The following is a 17,729-nucleotide window of genomic DNA, read 5'->3' on the forward strand; positions in this document are numbered from 1 at the left end:
ACTCCCCCGGCTTCTCAACCACCTTGGACGATCGAGTCGTACAGGCGCGCGCCGGCCGCGTGCGAGGCCTCGGCACGTTCCCGCTCGTCACCCAGCCCGACCGAGAAGTTCACGCCCATCGGCAGGAGCACCTGCGCCACGGCGTCGTCGAACTCGACGAAGTGCTCGGCCAGTTCAAGGGTGATGTAACCGTGCACGAAACTCCACAACTGGGCGGCGACGGCTTCGGGTTCCTGCCGCTCGACCCTGCCGGAGCGCACCAGCCGTTCGCACGCCGCGAGCACATGGGCGTGGGCTTCCCGAAAGGCCGGGGAATGCCCGCTCAGGCGAAGGTCCGCATCCGAGAGGGGCCGGTACGTCGCCCTGGTCGACAGTCCGAACATCAGGTCGTAGAGGTGAGGGTTCTCGCGGGCCAGCCGACGGCAGGTCAACGCCATCGCGAAGAGATCCGCGATCGGGTCCTCCGTCACCGGCACCCGGGCGAACGCTGTGCCGAGTTCCCTGAACCCATGGTCGGCGACAGCGCCCATCAGCTCCGGGATGCCACCGAAGTGGCTGTAGACCACCATCGTCGACAGTCCGCTCGCGGAAGCCACCGTGCGCGCCTTCACGGCCGATGGCCCCTGCTCGGCCAGCAGGCCGATGGCCGCCCGCACGAGCCGTTCCGGTGCGTCGTCAAGCCTCGCCCGCCCTGCCATGTCCCGCACGCCTCCATCGTTGACACACCCGAAATAACTTGGTTATGTAATTCCTCGCGGCAATAGTACACATCACGCGTGCCGTGCCGTCTCGGACATGACGTCCGCCCTCGGGCACCTCATAACGCGCCGGTCCAGTCTCCTGCCACCGGCGCGAACCCGACCCCTCGCTGCGACACGCGGCCACTCCGCGCCTGTCCCCGCACACCTTCCCTCTGAACTCAGCACGGGAGCACATTCATGACGTACAAAGACAAGGGCCATCTGGAGATCGAAGATCGCGGGGCCGTCCTGATCGTCCGGGTCGACGGCGGCCCGCATCAGGAGTTCGGCCTCGACATCGCCCAGCAGCTCGACAAGCTGGTGGCCCGGGCCGACCGCGATCCGGGCATCCGCGCCGTCGTCTTCACCGGGGCACATCCCGAGCGGTTCGTCAGCCATGCCGCGGTGCGGTGGCTGCAGGAAGAGGGCGCCGCGAGCCCTACGGTAGGACTACGCGCCGCCGCAGCCGTCGTACGCGTGGCGAAGCACGTGGACCGGGCCCGTGTCCTCGGGGCCGTGATGCGCAGGACCCCGATGCGCGGAGCCCTCCAACTGGAGCGTCTGCACCGGACCTTCCTGCGGATGAACGCCAGCGGTGTCCTCTTCGTCGCCGCCCTCAACGGTTCCGCACTGGGCCTCGGCGCCGAGTTCGCCTGGGCGTGCGATCTGCGGGTCATGGCCGACGGGGACTATTTCATCGGCCAGCCGGAGATCCTCCTCGGCATCATCCCGGGTGGAGGCGGCACCCAGCGGCTGACCCGCCTGATCGGCACCCACCGGTCCCTGGCCGCGATTCTCGAAGGCAAGCCCTTCACGCCCGCGGAGGCCCTCGCCAACGGGGCCGTCGACCAGGTCGTCGCACAGCAGAAGGTGCTCGCGCAGGCGGTCGAACTCGCGGAACGCTTCGGCAAGCGGCCGAAGGGCTCGGTGGCGGCCGCCAAGCGGTCGGTGTACCTCGGCGGCTCCATGTCGCTGGAGGACGGCCTGCACGTCGAACGCGCCGAGTTCTTCACCAGAGTCATGTCGAAGGAGGGGCAGGAACTGATGCTCGACTACCTGCAGACGACGGACGCCACCGGCGAGCTCCCCCTCTACCGTCCGGACACCTACGCGCAGGCGCTCGCCTCGGGCAGTGTGCCCGGGCGCCGCTCGACGAAGACGACGCGGCGGTGAGTCGACGATGAGCACCGCGCACTCCTTCACCCGTCAGGACATCACGTTCCCCTCCGGCGACAGCACCTGTGCCGGCTGGCTCTACCTCCCCACGGGCGTCACCTCCCCGCCCGTCGTCGTCCTCGGGCACGGCCTGGGCGCGACCCGCGAGATGCGTCTGGACGCCTTCGCCGAACGTTTCGCCCAAGCGGGCATCGCCGCCGTCGCCTTCACCTACCGGCACTTCGGCGACAGCGGCGGCCACCCGCGCCAGCTGCTGTCGATCAGGCGCCAGCTCGCCGACTGGGACGCCGCACTCGCCTACGTCAGCTCCCGCACGGACGTCGACCGCTCCCGGGTCGCGGTCTGGGGCAGCTCCTTCGGCGGCGGCCACGCCATCACCGTCGCCGCACGCCATCCCGAACTGCGCGCGGCCGTGGCCCAGTGCCCGTTCACCGACGGTCTCGCCTCCGCGCTCGCGCTGGGCCCGCTCGCCTCGCTCAGGATGACCCCCGTGCTCGCCCGGGATCTGGCGACGAGGATCCGCGGCAAAGCGCCCGCGATGGTTCCCATCGCCGCCGCCCCCGGTTCACCGGCCCTCATGAACGCCCCGGACGCCCTGCCCGGCTACCAGGCTCTCCAGCCGCCCGGCAAGACGTTCCGCCACGAGGTGGCGGCACGGGTGATCCCGACCATCGCCGCCTACCGGCCCGGACGTGCGGCGAAGAAGGTCACCGTCCCGATCCTCTTCTGCGTCAGCAACACCGACTCGGTCACGCCTCCCGCCCAGACCCTCCGGTACGCGGGCACCGCGCCCCACGGCGAGATCAAGAGGTACGACGCCGGCCACTTCGACTTCTACACCGGTGAGACCTTCGAGCAACTGGTCCACGACCAGACCGAGTTCCTCGTCCGCCAGCTGCACCCGGCGCCCGCCGCCCAGACTCCCTGACCGGATCGCATCACACCGAGACAGGTACGCCCGCCATGAATTTCGCTTCCCTGCCCGACCGCCGCGCCGAGCTCGACCCCCACGGGGCCGCGGTCCGTGACGGGCACCAGTCCCTCACCAACACCCACCTGCTGAACCGGGTCCGCATGACAGCGCGTCAGCTCCAGGACCTCGGCCTCGGTCCCGGTGACGTCGTCGCCCTCCAGCTGGCGAACCGCGTCGAGTTCGTCGTGCTGCTGTTCGCCGCCTGGCGGCTCGGCGCCACCGTCACGCCGGTCAACCCGAGCATGACCGACGTCGAAGTGGTCCGGCAGCTCCAGGACTCCGGTGCGCGCCTGCTGGTGGTCGAGGACGGTACGGCCGTCATGGCGCACGAGGTCGCCGTACTCGCCGTCGGTGAACTGTACGAAGGAACAACGGAGCCGGATCAAGCACCGCTTCTGGATCCGGCCGCGCTGGCCCTGCTCATCTACACCAGCGGTACGACCGGGGTGCCCAAGGGCGTGATGCTCGACCACGCCAACATCGACGCCATGGTGGAGATGGGGCGCCGGGCGCTGGAGGTCGGGCCGACCGACCGGTGCCTGCTGGTCCTGCCGCTCTTCCATGTCAACGGCATCGTGGTCAGCGTCCTTCTGCCGCTGCTCGTGGGCGCGAGCGTCGTCATCGCGGGCCGCTTCGATCCCCGAACCTTCTTCGAACTCGTCGAGCGGGAACGCCCCACCTTCTTCAGCGCGGTGCCGACGATCTACAGCATGCTCGCGGCACTCCCGGACGACGTCCGGCCCGACACCTCGTCGCTGCGCTTCGGAGTATGCGGCGCCGCACCCGCCTCCGCCGAGCTGCTGACCCGGTTCGAGGCCCGGTACGGGTTCCCGCTCGTCGAGGGGTACGGCCTGTCCGAAGGGACCTGCGGCTCCACCATCAACCCCGTCGCCGGCCCTCGACGCGCCGGGACCGTAGGGATTCCCTTCCCGGGCCAGGAGATCCGGATCGTCGACACCAACGGCAAAGAAGTGACGCCGGGGACGGATGGTGAAGTCGTCGTGAGGGGCCCCAACGTCATGCGTGGCTATCTCGGCCGTCCTGACGAAACGGCCCGCGTCATCGTCGACGGCTGGCTGCACACAGGGGATGTGGGCCACCTCGACGCCGAGGGCTATCTGACCCTGGTCGGGCGCTCCAAGGACATGATCATCCGGGGCGGGGAGAACATCTACCCCAAGGAGATCGAGGACGTGCTGGCGGGCGACCCGACCGTGCTCGAGGCCGCCGTGATCGGCGTACCCGATGAGAAGTGGGGAGAGGTGGTCGTCGCCTACGTCCAGCCGCGACCGGGGTCGACCGTCGATCCGTCGGCCCTGAGAGCCCTCTGCGCGCGCAGCCTTACCGGCTACAAGCGCCCGACCGAGTTCTTCGTGGTGGAAGCCCTCGCGAAGAACGCGGTCGGCAAGATCGACAAGGCCTCGCTGCGTGCCGGCCACGCAGCGCTCTCCGCCCGGCGCTATCAGCTTGGTTCATGAGCGGTCCACAGCTTCTCTGGGCCAGGAAAGGTGATCGTCAAACTCCGAGTCCGCCTTCGACGGACCGTGAAGGGGCCTGCCGGCCGTAGGCGGGCCCCGTTCGCGTGGAGTGCGTGCCGGTCGCACACCGGGGGCGGAGCGCATCCTCTCCGCGCTGGGCGCTTGCGATCACCGCCCTTCTCCATTTAGATTATGATCGTAATTCAATTACCTACTGCACCAGGACCTTCCATGGACCTCTCCACCAGCACCGCCCTTGTCACCGGAGCCAACCGGGGATTCGGCCGGGCCCTCGCCGCCGAACTGCTCAGCCGCGGCGCCACCGTCTACGCCGGCGCCCGCAACCCCGAGCAGGTCGACCTGCCCGGCGCCAAGCCGATCGCGCTCGACATCACCGACCCCGCCTCCATCGCGGCCGCCGCCGAGGCCACCGGCGATGTCACGGTCCTGGTCAACAACGCCGGGTCATCCACCGGCGCCGATCTGCTGGCCGCCGACCTGGACGACATACGCCTGGAGATGGACACCCACTACATCGGCACCCTCTCCGTGGTCCGCGCCTTCGAACCCCAGATCACGGCCAACGGCGGCGGGGCGATCCTGAACGTCCTGTCCGGCCTGTCCTGGGTCAGCTTCCCGGACTTCGGCGCCTACTGTGCCGCCAAGTCCGCCGAGTGGTCGCTCACCAACGCCCTGCGCCTCCAGCTCGCCGACCGCGGCATCCGCGTGGCCGGCCTGCACGTCGGCTACATGGACACCGACATGGTCCGGGCCGTCGACGCGCCCAAGTCCGACCCGACCGACATCGCCCGGATCGCCGTCGACGGCATCGCCGCCGGCGCCTACGAGATCGTCGCGGACGACGCCTCCCGCCAGGCGCAGGCCGCCCTTGCCGGAGGTGTCTCCGTGCTCTACCCGATGCTCCCCTGAGAGCAGCGGCCCAGGGATCCGCCCGAGTTCGGGGCCCTCACCGGCGAACCGCGCGAGGTCGACGGCCACATGCTGCCCGCCGCACTGATCGTCTGCGGCATCAGCCTGGGCATGTTCTTCGCCCCCAGCGCCAACCTCGTGATGAGCACCGTCCGCCCGGAAGAACAAGGCATCGCCGCCGGCGCCATCGGCGTCGCAACGCCGGCCGCCGTCTTCTCCGGCCAGGGCGGCTACGGATCCGCCTCAGAGTTCACAGCCGGCCTGACCCCCGCGCTCTGGACCGGCGCCGGCGCGGTCGCCCTGGCAGCAGCCGTGGCGCCGCTGATGCCCCGGCAGCTCAAGGCCGACGGCCCTGCGCTGTCGGCCTCGTGGGCGATACTCCGCCCGGTGTCACGGTCGCGGCCTGAAGCCGGGACCGAGGGGCGGCCACGCCAGTTACGGCGGGGCCGCCTCTTGGGCTGTCGTCCGCGCAGACACGCCGAGTCATGCGGCACCGGGGGTGCTCACCCGCTCGTCTCACCGGCCAGGAACGGCCGCAGATGCGCCAACAGGGCCTCCGGCCGCTCCTCCGCGATGAAGTGACCGCACTCCGGGATCTCGGCACCGGTGACGTCGTCCGCGTAGTCACGCCAGATCTCCAGCGTCGGCAGGCGGGCAGGCAGCCCCACGGAACCCCACAGCGCCAGCAACGGCATGGCCAGGCGGTGGCCTTCGGCGGCGTCGATGTCGTCGAGCGCGATGTCCTCCTCCAGGGCGCGATAGTCGTCGAGGCTCGCGCGCAGGGCACCCGGACGGGAGAACGCACGGACATAGCCGTCGACCGCGTCGGCCGTGAGTCCGTGGCGGTTGTAGGTCCACCGCTCGAAGAAGAACTCGAGGTATCCCCGGATGTCGTCCCCCACCAAACGTTCGGGCATATCGGGCTGCATGTGGAAGAGCCAGTGCCAGTACCCGGAGGCGAGTGAGGCGTCCAGGCGGCGGAACATCTCCCGGGTGGGAACGATGTCGAGCACGGCCAGCCGCTCCACCTGGCCCGGATGGTCCAGCGCCCAGCGGTGCCCCACGCGAGCGCCGCGGTCATGGCCCACGACCATGGCCCGCTCGAAGCCGAGCGCCTCGACGAGGCCGGCCATGTCGGCGGCCATCCGCCGCTTGTCGTATCCCCTGGTGGGCTTGTCGCTCAGGCCGTATCCGCGCAGGTCCGGCGCAACGACGGTGTAGTCGGCGGAGAGATCCGCCAGTACCGGCCGCCAGCAGTCGGAGGTCTGCGGCCAGCCATGGAGCAGGACGAGCAGAGGTCCGGCCCCGGCTCGGACGTAGTGCAGGCGGACCCCGTCCACCTGCGTCACTCCGGTCGTGACTGTCGGCTGTCCCATGGGTGCGCCTTCCTGACGTGAGCTACGAGCCAACGCGAGCTAACCGTCTTAGACGGTTAAATTAGCGTGCAGAATGAAGGCGTGGCAACGGACAGCAGGTGGATCTGGGACGGCGGACGGGTCTGCCTGGACTTCGCCAACACCCTCCGAAGCCGGTGGAGAACCACTCCGGTGGAGACCCTCCGGGAACCGGACGACCTGGCGGGCTGGCTCCGGGAGGCACTTCTGCTCGCACCGGGGACCACCGAGCCCGCCACGGCGGCCGTTCTCATGTCCGCCCGACGGCTGCGTGAGAGCGTCGACCGGGCCGTGCTGGCGGTCGCCGACGGCCGACTGCCCACATCCGGCGACGTGACCCTGCTCAACCGGTCGGCAGCGGCGGCCCCCAGATCCGCCCTGCAACTCGTCATCAACGGCGACCGTTTGGAGCCCGTCGGCCCCACGCCCCTCGCCGCCGACCCCGCACTCGCCCTGGCGCTCATCGCCCAGGACGCCGTCGACCTGCTTCTGTCCGCCGAGATCCGGCGCGTGCGCGTGTGTGGAGCCGACAACTGCGCTCTGCGTTTCCTGGACCGCTCCCCGGCCCGCAACCGCCGATGGTGCTCCATGTCCCGCTGCGGCAACCGCACCAAGGTCCGCCTGCATCAGGTGCGTGCACGACAGAGTGGCCCGACGAAGGAAACCTGACCGAAGAGGCCTCAGCTCACTCGGGCGACCTCATCCGAAAGGCGGGGCCGGGGATACTCTCGATGTCCTTCGCCTGCACCGGGTGGCCCTGTTCGCAGCGGATCTGGACGTCGACGTGCGCACCGCACTCGCGATGCCGCGCCAGGACCGCCGGTCCCTCGGGGTCGGCACGGTAGCGGTCGCCCCACTGCAGGAGCCCCATCACGGCCGGCACCAGGTCCATCCCCTTGGACGTGATCACGTACTTCGGCCGGCTCCGCGAGCCCGGCTCCTTGTAGGACTCGGTGGCCAGGATCCCTTCCTCCACCAGCATCCGAAGCCGTGCCGCGAGCAGGTTACGAGGACAGCCGAGGACTCGTTCGAACTCGCTGAAGCGGGACGAGCCGTACCAGACCTCACGCAGAATCAGGATCGTCCACTTCTCACCCACGATCTCCAGTGTCCGCGCGATCGAGCAGTTCGACGTGTCCCGGTCGAGCCGGGGATCCATGCCGGTGTCTTGGAGAACTTCGGTCCACGCATCCATGAGAACGATTCTAGCCGTTTGAGTTTACTTTCAGAGACTCAGCCGTCCTGGGGCCATCACCTCGGGCCGCGAGGGACTCGCGGACCTCGTTCGCGGCTACCTGTCGCCCGAGCACCGTGACCGGCCCGGCCCGGCCCGACCTGATGCTCCTCCCGCCGCGCCGCGACGAGATCGGCCGATGTGCGCGGACGGCACCGAGCAGGCCCATGCCGAGGGCGCGACGGCCATCGTGGATCGCCGCCCCCTGGCGCCCACGGATCTGCAGTCCGCTCGTGGCATGAGCCATCGGGCTCTTGCGCATGACGGTGGGACCGCTGCACCTGTCCCGCTCCCTCGCTCATCGGTTGAGAGGCCCGGCCGCGCCGCAACGAGGGCGCCGGTTAGATGTCGGCCTCCGGCGAGCGGAGCGCGAAGGCGGCGAGCCGAGCCCGGATGCGAGGGCCCTTCCGCACGTCCGGCTATGGCCACTCCCGGCCAAAACGCGCCGCCCGTCCGCCCGACACCCACTACCGCTCGAGGAAGTCGAGGGCTTCCGCCACGAACTGCTCGTGGAACTGGAAGATGCCTCCGTGGCCGGCGTCGGGGTAGATGACCAGGTCGGCGTTCGGCAATCGCCGGGCCAGCTCGAACGAATTCTTCGTCGGCACCATCCTGTCACTCTCGCCGTTGGCGACGAACACGGGCTGATGGATGACGGAGAGGTTCTGGGGCTGCGCGAGCCCCCAGCGGTGGATGGCCTTGAGCTGGGCGAAGTAGGACGTGAGGGAGATCGCCTTGTCGCGGTCGTGGGTGCGCTCCTTGAGCCGGGCCAGGAACTGCTTTCCGGCTCGGCGCCCGCCCGCGGTGCGGGTGAAGAAGAGGAACTGCTTCGGGTCCTGGAGGGTGAACAGGGCCCGGACGGTGTCGAGATGGGACAGTCGGCTCACGTTCCTGATGCCCTCGCCACCTGCGGGCCCGGTGCCCGTGAGGATCAGCCTGCGGACGAGCCGCGGTTCGTCCTGCGCGATCACTTGGGCGATCATGCCGCCCATCGAGAAGCCGTGAACGTCGACATGGTCGAGCCCGAGTCCCCGGATGAAGGTGACGGCGTCCTTCGCCATCTCCTCGATGGTCTTCGGCGTCGAGCCACTGGATGCGCCAACTCCCCTGTTGTCGAAGGTGATGACGCGATGCCTGGCGGCGATGCCGTCGACGACCCGAGGATCCCAGTTGTCGAGGACCGCTGCGAGGTGGGTGATGAAGACCACCGGGACGCCGGTCCGCGGGCCGAGGTCGCGATAGGCGAAGGTCACTCCCCCAGCGGTGAGGGTGCGGGTGGGCGCCTTCCGGTACGACGTCACCACGTCGCCTCGTGCTGCTTGTGCGTCGTTCACGGCCGTGCCCTTCTGCGGGGGTTCTGGACTGCGGTTGCGGTCCGGACGGGGACGACGGCAGAAGGCCCGCAGGGGTCGGACCCTGCCCGGTTGAGCCCTTCAGCATCACGCCGACCATTGAATTATGACCATACTTTAATGCGCTTCGCAAGAGATGCGTCATACAGAGCGTCGCGACATGGGGGCCATCGACCACGAGGCGTGACGCGCGCTGGGCAACTGCCCCGCTTGCGGCCCGCCGACCGGCCACTTAGCATGATGAACGTAATCCCATATGCGGGAGCCTGACAACGGGCGCAGCACCCGGCGCGCCTTACGTGCGCGCCGGCGCCATCCGTACCGAATCGGCGCATTTCCAAGCGCGGGGAAGCCCAGGACGAAGCGCACGCTCGTCCACTCTCTCCACCAACACGAAAGACCTGGCCATGAGCGCACCGCGGAATTCCCCGTCCCCCTCGCGATCGTCGTACAGGAACGCACCGACCCGCTCCGTGTCCGTCGACGGGGTGGACTTCGCGTATCGCGAACTCGGCCCCGAGGACGGCGTGCCGCTGGTGCTGCTGATCCACCTGGCCGGAAACCTGGACAACTGGGACCCGAGCGTCGTCGACGGACTCGCCGCACGGCGTCGGGTGATCACCTTCGGGAACCGCGGGGTGGGCGGGTCGGGCGGCTCCACGCCGGACACGATCGAAGGGATGGCCCACGACGCGGTGCGGTTCATCCACGCCCTCGGCTTCGACCAGGTCGATCTGTTCGGTCTGTCGATGGGCGGCTTCGTCGCGCAGGTCGTCGCGGCGGAAGAACCGCGCCTTGTCCGCAAGGTCATCCTCGCGGGCACCGGCCCCGCCGGCGGCCACGGCATCGACAAGGTCCCGGCCCTGGCCGTTCAGGCCACGATCAAGGGCGCCCTGACCCGTCAGGATCCGAAGCTCTCCCTCTTCTTCACCGACACCGCAAGCGGCCGAAGGGCAGGACGCGCCTTTCTGCGGCGACTGGAGGAGCGTACGGACAACCGCGACAAGGACATCTCGCTGACGTCGGTCCGCGCCCAGATGAAGGCCATCAGACGGTGGGGACGCCAGGCACCGTCCGACCTGTCGGCGATTCGCCAACCGGTACTCGTGGCAAACGGCGAGAACGACCGGATGGTGCCCAGTCAGAACACTGTCGACCTGGCCGCCCGACTGCCCAAGAGCGAGCTCGTCCCCCTCTACCCGGATTCCGGGCATGGGGGGATCTTCCAGAACCACGAGGACTTCGTCGCAAGGGCGTTGCGGTTCCTCGAGTCCTGAGCTTGGCCGAGTCTGACATGGACCGGTGCGGGTGCCCCCCCCAGGGTCGTAGCGCGACCGCTACGACCCGGTGGCCGTCAGAACATCGTGTTGCCGTTGGCGGAGGTCTCCGGCACGTCCTGCACGGCGTCCCAGTGTTCGACGATCTTTCCGTCCCGCACCCGGAAGAGGTCGAGGACCGCCCGGCCGCGCTCGCCCGGTGCGTCGACGTAGTGGCTGTGGACGGCCACCAGGTCGCCCTCGGCGATGACCCTCTTCGGCTCCACGCTCAGCTGCGGGAACTTCTCCAAGTACGCGCTCAGTCCGGCCTTCGCGCCGACCACCCCGTCAGGGATGTTCGGGTTGTGCTGGTGATACTCGGGGGCGACGTAGGTGTCGAAGGCGGCCAGGTCCTTGCGGACCATGAGCTGGTCGACGAACTCGGTGACCAGCTTCTTGTTGTAGGCGGTGAACCACCGCTCCCCCGGCACCTCGACCTGCGGTCGGGAGAGGGTGGAGAACATGCCGTTGCCGTTGGCCGTGGTCTCCGGCACCTCCTGGAGGATGTCCCAGTGCTCGGCGATCTTCCCGTCCTGGAAGCGGAAGATGTCGAAGGCGGCGATCCCGCGGGTACCAGGAGCCGGGACGACATTGGAGTGCAGGAGCACCAGGTCGCCCTCAGAGATGACCCGCTTGATGTCGTACGTGGTGTCCGGGTACTGCCGGCGCCAGGCGGCACCGAACGCCTTGAGGGCCTCGGGGCCGTCGGGGGCGAGGGGGTTGTGCTGGATGTAGTCGGGCCGTACGTGCCGGTCGATGGGGGTCGTGTCGCCTCCGTCGAAGCCGGTCCTGAGGGTTTGAACGGTGATCTGCGACTTCACCGTCCCTTCCACGGTCAGCACGATCTTGCCGGTGGTACGGCCGGTCTCGCCCAGGGCGTGGGCCTTGGCGGCCTCGGCGAGCGGGAAGGTGGCATCGATGTGGGCGCGCAGGGCGCCGGTTTCGACCAGATTGGCGATGGCCTGCATGCCGGCGCGGTCGGCCTCGACGAGGAGGGCCTCGTAGCGGATGCCCCGTTCGGCGATGTCGGCCAGTTCGTCGGGGTCGATGGGTACCGGCAGGATCGAGACGAGCGTGCCGCCCGGGCGCAGCACGGCCAGGGAGCGGGCGCGGGCGGCGGTGTCCAGCGAGATCGGGTCGAGGACCACGTCGATGTCCTTGACGGCCTCGGTGAAATCGACCGTGTGGTAGTCGATGGCCTCGTCCACTCCCAGCGAATGCAGGAAGTCGTGCTTGGCGGCGCTGGCGGTACCGATGACGTGGGCGCCGCGGGACTTGGCGATCTGGACGGCGAGATGGCCGACCCCGCCGGCCGCCGCGTGGATGAGGACGCGCTGCCCGGGCTGGATGTCGGCGGTGTCGACGAGTGCCTGGTAGGCGGTCAGGGCGGCGAGTGGCAGGGCGCCGGCCTGGACGTGGTCGACACCGGCGGGCTTGTGGACGAAGGCGCGGGCGGGCGCGGTCACGTATTCGGCGTGGGCGCCGACCCCGTGGGGGTAGGGCAGCATGCCGAAGACCTCGTCGCCCGGCTTGAACAGGGTGACACCGGTGCCTACGGCCTCGACGACTCCGGAGACGTCCCAGCCCAGGATGAGGGGCAGGCCGTTGGCGGTCATGGGCTGGGCCCGGTTCCACCAGTCGGTTGGGTTGACGCCGGCCGCGCGGACGGCGATCAGGATCTCACTCAACCCCGGTTCGGGCCGGGGCACTTCGACCTCCTTGAGTACGTCGGGGGAACCGTGGGTGTCCTGACGGATGGCGCGCATGGTGGGGTTGTCGGAGTTCGTCATCCGTCCAGCGTCGCGGCCTGCCACCCCCGGCACCATGGCATGAATGCCAACTTTCAACGGGATCGCGCCATGGCCTGCGATCGTCGATTCATCGCGTCGACCGTGATCCAGCGGCAAGAGTGCGGGTCCGATACGCTGGCATGAATTACGCCTTTCGACGGGATCACGCCATGACCTCCCCGCACCGAGTCGTCGTCCTGGCCGTGGACGGCGTTTACCCCTTCGAGCTGGGCATTCCGAGTCGGGTCTTCGAGGCGGCGGAGGGTCGCTACGAGGTTCTCACCTGCAGCGTCGACGGCCGCCCCGTCCGCACCAACTCCGACTTCTCGATCACCGTCGAGCACGGCCCTGAGGCGCTGCGCACCGCCGACACCGTCGTCATCCCGCCCTTCACCCCCACCGCCGTCACGACGGAAGTGCCGGAGGCCGTCGTGGAGGCGCTCGGTTCCGTCGCCGCCGGCACACGTCTCGTGTCCATCTGCACCGGCGCCTTCGTTCTCGCCGCGGCCGGTCTTCTCGACGGTCGGCCGGCCACCACGCACTGGATGGTCGCGGACCTCTTCCGCGCATGTTTCCCGCAGGTCCTGCTCGATCCGGACGTCCTGTTCATCGACGACGGAGACGTACTGACCTCGGCCGGTGCGGCTTCCGGGCTGGACGTCTGCCTGCACATCATCCGCAAGGACCACGGCAGCGAAGTAGCCAACCAGGTGGCCCGCCTGTGCGTCGTCCCGCCGTGGCGGGACGGAGGACAGGCGCAGTACATCCGGCATCCGGTGCCCGAGGCCACGGCCGGCGGAACGGCCTCCGCCCGTCAATGGGCGCTGGAGAATCTCCACGAGCCCATGACGCTGACGGATCTCGCCGAGCGCTCCCACATGAGTCTGCGCACCTTCGCCCGTCGCTTCACCGAAGAGGTGGGCCTGAGCCCGGGACGCTGGCTGATCCAGCAGCGCGTCGAGCGGGCGCGGCACCTCCTGGAAACCACCGACCAGCCGGTGGACGAGATCGCCGGCCAGGTCGGCTTCGCCGGCGGCACGTCACTGCGAGAGCATCTGCATGCCGCCATCGGCATCTCACCGCTCGCCTACCGGCGCACCTTCCGCGGCGCCCTGTCCCCCGCACACTGAGCACCGCCGCGCAGCTCGCGCTCCGCCGACGCGGCGATGAGCAGGATTTCCCCACCCGCGGCCGGCAGCTGTTTCACGTCACGCGAGCGGCGTGTCCGCCAGGATGCGTTCCAAGGATCGTCGACCCGTCCGGCTCATGGGCGGGTTGCTCTTGACGTAGTACCAGACCAGCCCCATCGCCTGAACGAAAGCCCACGCCTTGCCTCGCTCCCATTCGAGGTCGTCGCTGCCCAGGTGATCACGGAGCACCTGCCGCGGCCCGGCCTCGAGCAGGTGCCACGCGCTCACAAGATCCAGCGAAGGGTCAGCGGGCGCGAAGCCGCCGACGTCGAGGATCCCCGCAAGCCGGCCTTCGGACACGAGCACGTTGCCGGGAATCAGATCGCAATGGGCCATGGCGTCCTCAGCCGCACCTCGCGGCAGATCACGCAGAGTTGCCCAGATACGGCGCAGTCGAGGGACGTCCAGGAGTTGCTCACTGTGGCTGAAGCAGGTAGCCATCCACGTGTCGTGGGACCGCAGGTCGCCTCCTCGACCTGTGCCGGCGAACGTGCGGCCCTGCGTGTCGATCGCGCGCAGGTCGCCGATGAGATCGGCCAAGTCACGGGCGAACGCAGACGATTCGCCCGGGTCCTCGTCGGCGGCCACGACGCCGGGCAGCCACGTCTGCACCGACCACGGAAGCGGGTAACCTGCTCCGGGTTCGCCCAGCGCGATCGGCTCGGGCGTGGGGAAACGCGTGCGACCTGCCAGCTCGCGAGCCGCTTCCGCCTCGGACTTCAGCCAGCGCCGCGTCGACTCGACGTCTGCGGACTCAAGAGGGAATCGAGCGGCGAGCCGATCGCCGATCCGGAAGACGGCGTTGACCGTACCCTGCGACACGATGCTCTTGACCGGCAGGCTGCGCCATTCAGGAAACTGCTGGTCTACCAACATGCGCACCGTCTCGGGTAACACGGTCAGCTGGTTGGCGTGCATTTTCATGGTGGAAGCATTCGCGTCACGATCTTCGATCGCAACCCATTTCCCGCGTAGAGAAGCAGCCACGAAACCAGCGAGCATGCGGCTCACACGGGACAGTTCTCACGACCGTGATCTTGCCGTTGCCGGTGGCGGCTCAGGGCGCGGGGAGTGGAAAGAGCATGCAACTGCTGGTGGCGTGGGCGAGCAGGCGGTCTCCCTCGTCGACCAAGTGAGCCTGCGCGAGAGCGGTTTGGCGTCCTTTGTTGACGACCGTGCCGATGGCGCGGACCTTGCCTGTGTCCACGGTGATCCGCCGGAGGAACTTCACGGTCAGATCAAGCGAGGTGTATGCCGTGCCCTGCGGCAGGGTCGACTGGACCGCACCGCCGGCCGCCGAGTCGAGCAGGGTGGCGTAGACGCCTCCGTGCACACTGCCCAGGGAGTTGTAGTGCTCCTCGCCCGGCATCACCGAGAAGACCACGCGGCCCTCCTCCACCTCCTCGAGGGCGAAGTCCAGAGCGGCTATGAGGGGCGGTGGGGGCAGGCGGCCCTCGAGCAGGTCGCGCAGCACCTCCACGCCCGAGACGCGTCCAGCGGTTGCTCCCACAATCGCGGGATCCTGCCACTCATACGTACGCGTCCGTTCCACGCCGCTGCCTCTCCACCTGGGTTCGAGATTTGAACCTAGCCATGGTGTACCTGACTGTCAATGATGAAGCCAGGGGGCCCATTCCGGCGGGACGAAATGGCGCCCGAAGTACGTCAGACGCGCTGCCAGGAGTCCAGCAGAGCGAGGACGTTTTCGATCCCCTGATCGAGGAGCTCGTTGGCGAGTTGGGTGTCGGTCAGGGCACGGGAAAGCTGCAGCGTTCCGGCCATCAGGCCGAGGAGGCTCAGCGCCTTCACCCGTGCGGAGGGCGGGTCCTCGGGGGCCATGCGGGCGGCAATGCCGTCGATGAGGATCAGCACGCCGTCGGTGTACGCCTGCCTGGTTGACTCGGTGGAGCGCCCGATCTCGTCGAGCAGCGCGGCGTTGGGGCAGCCGTCGCCGAGGCTCTCGCGGTGCCAGGGCGACAAGTACCCGCGCACGATCTGCTCGAGTCCGGCACGGCCGGGCTCAGCGGCCGCGACGACGTTCTCGGCCTGCGCCGTCAACTGGTCGGCGATGGCCGTGGTGACGAGGTCGTCCTTGGATGCGAAGTGAGCATAGAAGGCACCATTGGTCAGGCCCGCGTCCTTCATCAGGGTGGAGACCCCGGAGCCGTCGATACCGTCCTGCTTGAACCGGCGGCCCGCCGTCTCGATGATCCGCCGCCTCGTCTCCGACTTGTGCTCTTTGCCGTACCGCACCACGCCACACGCTCCTTCGCCGGCCGGAAGGACCGGTTGCCCTTCACCGACTCAGCCAGTCTATGGTATTGCAAACGTAATCCAAAGAGTCGACGGAGGGGCGAAGGGCGAGCGGGCGTGGCGCAGCATCAGTGAGGCAGGCACGGGCCGGATTTCATTCGTGCTGTTCGGCGTCTATCAGTGCGAGGGCGTTGCGGATCCCCTGTTCGAGGAGCTGGTCGGCGAGTTGCCGGTCGGTGAGGGCGCGGGAGAGTTGCAGGGTGCCGGCCATCATGCCGAGGAGGCTGAGCGCCTTGAGACGTGCTGATGGCGGGTCGTGGGGTGCCAGGCGGGCGGCGAAGCCGTCGATGAGGACCAGCGCGCCGTCGGTGTAGGCCTGCCGGGCTGCGTCTGTGGAGCGTGCGATCTCGTCGAGGAGGGCGGCGTTGGGACAGCCGTCGTCGATGGTGTCCCGCTGTTCGGTGGAGAAGTACCAGCGGATGATCTGTTCGAGTCCGGCGCGGCCGGGTGCCGCCTGCGCGACGATGTTCGCGTGCTGTGTGCGCAGTTGGTCGGCGACCGCGGTGGCGACGAGGTCGTCCTTGGAGCTGAAGTAGGCGTAGAAGGTGCCGTTGGTCAGCCCGGCGTCCTTCATGAGGGTCGCAACTCCGGAGCCGTCGATGCCGTCGCGCTTGAGCCGGCGGCCTGCCGTCGTGATGATCCGCTGCCGCGTCTGCTGTTTGTGTTCTTTCGTGTACCGCACGATGTGTTCCTCCGTCGCAGCCGGGGCGGGTGCCCCGGCTGCCGGCTGGTCGGGTCAGTGTGCCGCGCCCGCAAGGAGAGCGGGGATGTTGATCCTGGCGGTCTGCAGCTTCGGGTCGTGGGGGTCGGGGACCCCGCCGTCGGTGATGTACAGCCGGTCGCCGCGCACCGCGGTCGCGGAGGGCGAGGCGAGGCCGTCCGCGCTGGTCAGGACGGGCTTGTAGGTGCCGTTGGGATAGATGACCACGACCCTGTCCGGGCCGTTGTTCGAGGACGAGCCGTTCTGCGCCGCGAAGACCACGTCGGAGAAGGGGGTGAGGAAGCTGAGATCGTCGATGTTGGGCAGGCCGCCCGCGATCTGGTGGATGGGGCCCGCCGTGCCGGTGGCGGTGACGGGCACCCGCAGCAGGCTCCCCTTGTTGAAGTTACTGATCCACAGGGCGCCGTTGTGGAACCTGAGCCCGTTGGCGCCGATCGGCAGGGCTTCGGTCGGTACCGGCGCGAGAGCGGCGTCGGTCAGCCACGGGGTCACCGGGCCGCCCGAGGCCGGAGCGGACCAGACGACGCCCTTCAGGCTGTCCGCGATGTAGAGGGTGCGTCCGGTCGGGTCGACGGCCAGCCCGTTGGGGCCCGAGTCGGCGGGCAGGGCGGCGACACGCTCGGGGGTACCGTCCGCAAGCAGCTTGTACACGCCGTTCCTGGCCGCGTTGCCCGGGGCCCACAACGCGTAGTAGACGGTGCCGTCACTGCCACGGGCGTTGCCGCTGATGGCCTCGCCCACCTGCCCGGTGGCGAGTACCGTGCGCTCTCCGGACGCGGAGATACGCATCAGCTCCGGACCGTGGGTGCGCTGACACACCGCACAGCTGCCGAGCAGGGACAGGGTCACCGAGCCGTCGGGGTTGGCGGTGATGTTCTCGGGGATCTCGCCGGCGGCGAAGTCGAACGTCGCGGCGGTCCGTACGTCGGAGACCGCGGATCCGCTGTACGAGTGTCCCGGCCATGTCGACGCGGACACGGACGGCGCCGAGGCCAGGACGGCAGCCGCCGCGGTGACCGCGAGCGCGATGCCGACGTTCCGCTTCAGAAAACGCCTTGTGCCGGATGCACTGCGTCGGGCCGTGTGCTGGTGTTGCTGCTGCATGACTCTCCTAGGTAAATC

At 68.9% G+C, this 17,729-nt stretch carries 17 protein-coding genes and 1 pseudogene; 7 read left to right on the plus strand and 11 right to left on the minus strand.

Annotation, left to right across the window (positions count from 1 at the left end; genetic code table 11):
• Window positions 1–14 precede the first annotated feature (14 nt).
• Entirely contained in the window at window positions 15–698 is a 684-nt protein-coding gene (locus tag BFN33_RS04965) for a TetR/AcrR family transcriptional regulator (protein WP_069758584.1), read from the minus strand.
• Between the two features lie 240 nt (window positions 699–938).
• Here BFN33_RS04965 and BFN33_RS04970 point away from each other — a divergent pair, with 240 nt between their 5' ends.
• The 4 genes from BFN33_RS04970 (at window position 939) to BFN33_RS04985 (ending at window position 5,297) form a co-directional block, all read left to right on the plus strand.
• Window positions 939–1,913, plus strand: a complete 975-nt coding sequence (locus BFN33_RS04970; RefSeq protein ID WP_069758585.1) for an enoyl-CoA hydratase/isomerase family protein — start codon at window positions 939–941, stop codon at window positions 1,911–1,913.
• Window positions 1,914–1,920: 7 nt separating this feature from the next.
• A complete protein-coding gene (locus BFN33_RS04975) occupies window positions 1,921–2,844 on the plus strand; it encodes an alpha/beta hydrolase (RefSeq protein ID WP_069758586.1) in 924 nt (307 codons plus the stop codon).
• 35 nt (window positions 2,845–2,879) lie between these two features.
• Entirely contained in the window at window positions 2,880–4,367 is a 1,488-nt protein-coding gene (locus tag BFN33_RS04980; protein ID WP_069758587.1) for a class I adenylate-forming enzyme family protein, read from the plus strand.
• Between the two features lie 231 nt (window positions 4,368–4,598).
• The gene (locus BFN33_RS04985) at window positions 4,599–5,297 is read left to right on the plus strand and encodes an SDR family oxidoreductase (protein WP_069758588.1); all 699 of its coding nucleotides are present in this window, start codon (window positions 4,599–4,601) and stop codon (window positions 5,295–5,297) included.
• Between the two features lie 503 nt (window positions 5,298–5,800).
• On the opposite strand, the gene BFN33_RS04995 is transcribed toward BFN33_RS04985, so the two are convergent.
• On the minus strand, window positions 5,801–6,673 hold the full coding sequence (locus BFN33_RS04995) for an alpha/beta fold hydrolase (protein WP_069758590.1): 873 nt from the start codon (window positions 6,671–6,673) through the stop codon (window positions 5,801–5,803).
• Window positions 6,674–6,754: 81 nt separating this feature from the next.
• Here BFN33_RS04995 and BFN33_RS05000 point away from each other — a divergent pair, with 81 nt between their 5' ends.
• A complete protein-coding gene (locus BFN33_RS05000; protein WP_069758591.1) occupies window positions 6,755–7,360 on the plus strand; it encodes an ABATE domain-containing protein in 606 nt (201 codons plus the stop codon).
• Window positions 7,361–7,376: 16 nt separating this feature from the next.
• On the opposite strand, the gene BFN33_RS05005 is transcribed toward BFN33_RS05000, so the two are convergent.
• The gene (locus BFN33_RS05005) at window positions 7,377–7,886 is read right to left on the minus strand and encodes a helix-turn-helix domain-containing protein (protein ID WP_256122630.1); all 510 of its coding nucleotides are present in this window, start codon (window positions 7,884–7,886) and stop codon (window positions 7,377–7,379) included.
• A 506-nt stretch (window positions 7,887–8,392) separates the two neighbouring features.
• On the minus strand, window positions 8,393–9,259 hold the full coding sequence (locus tag BFN33_RS05010; protein ID WP_069758593.1) for an alpha/beta fold hydrolase: 867 nt from the start codon (window positions 9,257–9,259) through the stop codon (window positions 8,393–8,395).
• Window positions 9,260–9,750: 491 nt separating this feature from the next.
• On the opposite strand from BFN33_RS05010, the gene BFN33_RS05015 reads away from it, so the two are divergent.
• A complete protein-coding gene (locus BFN33_RS05015) occupies window positions 9,751–10,554 on the plus strand; it encodes an alpha/beta fold hydrolase (protein ID WP_370743244.1) in 804 nt (267 codons plus the stop codon).
• Window positions 10,555–10,631: 77 nt separating this feature from the next.
• Here BFN33_RS05015 and BFN33_RS55410 read toward each other — a convergent pair whose 3' ends face one another.
• Both BFN33_RS55410 and BFN33_RS53030 read right to left on the minus strand, forming a co-directional pair.
• On the minus strand, window positions 10,632–11,057 hold the full coding sequence (locus BFN33_RS55410) for a nuclear transport factor 2 family protein (protein ID WP_370743253.1): 426 nt from the start codon (window positions 11,055–11,057) through the stop codon (window positions 10,632–10,634).
• A 39-nt stretch (window positions 11,058–11,096) separates the two neighbouring features.
• Window positions 11,097–12,359: pseudogene (locus BFN33_RS53030) on the minus strand (zinc-binding dehydrogenase); the annotation flags it as partial.
• Between the two features lie 194 nt (window positions 12,360–12,553).
• Here BFN33_RS53030 and BFN33_RS05025 point away from each other — a divergent pair.
• Entirely contained in the window at window positions 12,554–13,513 is a 960-nt protein-coding gene (locus tag BFN33_RS05025) for a GlxA family transcriptional regulator (protein WP_069758595.1), read from the plus strand.
• Between the two features lie 78 nt (window positions 13,514–13,591).
• On the opposite strand, the gene BFN33_RS05030 is transcribed toward BFN33_RS05025, so the two are convergent.
• From BFN33_RS05030 to BFN33_RS05050, 5 genes are all read right to left on the minus strand, one after another.
• The gene (locus BFN33_RS05030) at window positions 13,592–14,497 is read right to left on the minus strand and encodes an aminoglycoside phosphotransferase family protein (RefSeq protein ID WP_088245249.1); all 906 of its coding nucleotides are present in this window, start codon (window positions 14,495–14,497) and stop codon (window positions 13,592–13,594) included.
• 133 nt (window positions 14,498–14,630) lie between these two features.
• Window positions 14,631–15,125, minus strand: coding sequence for a PaaI family thioesterase (locus BFN33_RS05035; RefSeq protein WP_069758597.1), 495 nt, complete (start codon window positions 15,123–15,125; stop codon window positions 14,631–14,633).
• A 113-nt stretch (window positions 15,126–15,238) separates the two neighbouring features.
• Window positions 15,239–15,829 (minus strand): TetR/AcrR family transcriptional regulator, encoded by a 591-nt coding sequence (locus BFN33_RS05040; RefSeq protein ID WP_069758598.1) that lies wholly within the window; start codon window positions 15,827–15,829, stop codon window positions 15,239–15,241.
• 151 nt (window positions 15,830–15,980) lie between these two features.
• The gene (locus BFN33_RS05045; protein ID WP_069758599.1) at window positions 15,981–16,571 is read right to left on the minus strand and encodes a TetR/AcrR family transcriptional regulator; all 591 of its coding nucleotides are present in this window, start codon (window positions 16,569–16,571) and stop codon (window positions 15,981–15,983) included.
• A 51-nt stretch (window positions 16,572–16,622) separates the two neighbouring features.
• Entirely contained in the window at window positions 16,623–17,711 is a 1,089-nt protein-coding gene (locus BFN33_RS05050; RefSeq protein ID WP_256122631.1) for an SMP-30/gluconolactonase/LRE family protein, read from the minus strand.
• Window positions 17,712–17,729 lie beyond the last annotated feature (18 nt).

Source organism: Streptomyces sp. LUP47B (assembly GCF_001746295.1).
Lineage (GTDB): Bacteria > Actinomycetota > Actinomycetes > Streptomycetales > Streptomycetaceae > Streptomyces.

Excerpts from the sequence above, each read along its gene's own strand:
- BFN33_RS04975 (WP_069758586.1), top strand. The coding sequence starts at position 1,921 with ATGAGCACCGCGCACTCCTTCACCCGTCAGGACATCACGTTCCCCTCC.
- BFN33_RS04995 (WP_069758590.1), bottom strand. The coding sequence starts at position 6,673 with ATGGGACAGCCGACAGTCACGACCGGAGTGACGCAGGTGGACGGGGTC.
- BFN33_RS04980 (WP_069758587.1), top strand. The coding sequence starts at position 2,880 with ATGAATTTCGCTTCCCTGCCCGACCGCCGCGCCGAGCTCGACCCCCAC.
- BFN33_RS55410 (WP_370743253.1), bottom strand. The coding sequence starts at position 11,057 with ATGTTCTCCACCCTCTCCCGACCGCAGGTCGAGGTGCCGGGGGAGCGG.
- BFN33_RS04965 (WP_069758584.1), bottom strand. The coding sequence starts at position 698 with ATGGCAGGGCGGGCGAGGCTTGACGACGCACCGGAACGGCTCGTGCGG.
- BFN33_RS05030 (WP_088245249.1), bottom strand. The coding sequence starts at position 14,497 with ATGAAAATGCACGCCAACCAGCTGACCGTGTTACCCGAGACGGTGCGC.
- BFN33_RS05025 (WP_069758595.1), top strand. The coding sequence starts at position 12,554 with ATGACCTCCCCGCACCGAGTCGTCGTCCTGGCCGTGGACGGCGTTTAC.
- BFN33_RS05050 (WP_256122631.1), bottom strand. The coding sequence starts at position 17,711 with ATGCAGCAGCAACACCAGCACACGGCCCGACGCAGTGCATCCGGCACA.
- BFN33_RS04970 (WP_069758585.1), top strand. The coding sequence starts at position 939 with ATGACGTACAAAGACAAGGGCCATCTGGAGATCGAAGATCGCGGGGCC.
- BFN33_RS04985 (WP_069758588.1), top strand. The coding sequence starts at position 4,599 with ATGGACCTCTCCACCAGCACCGCCCTTGTCACCGGAGCCAACCGGGGA.
- BFN33_RS05005 (WP_256122630.1), bottom strand. The coding sequence starts at position 7,886 with ATGGATGCGTGGACCGAAGTTCTCCAAGACACCGGCATGGATCCCCGG.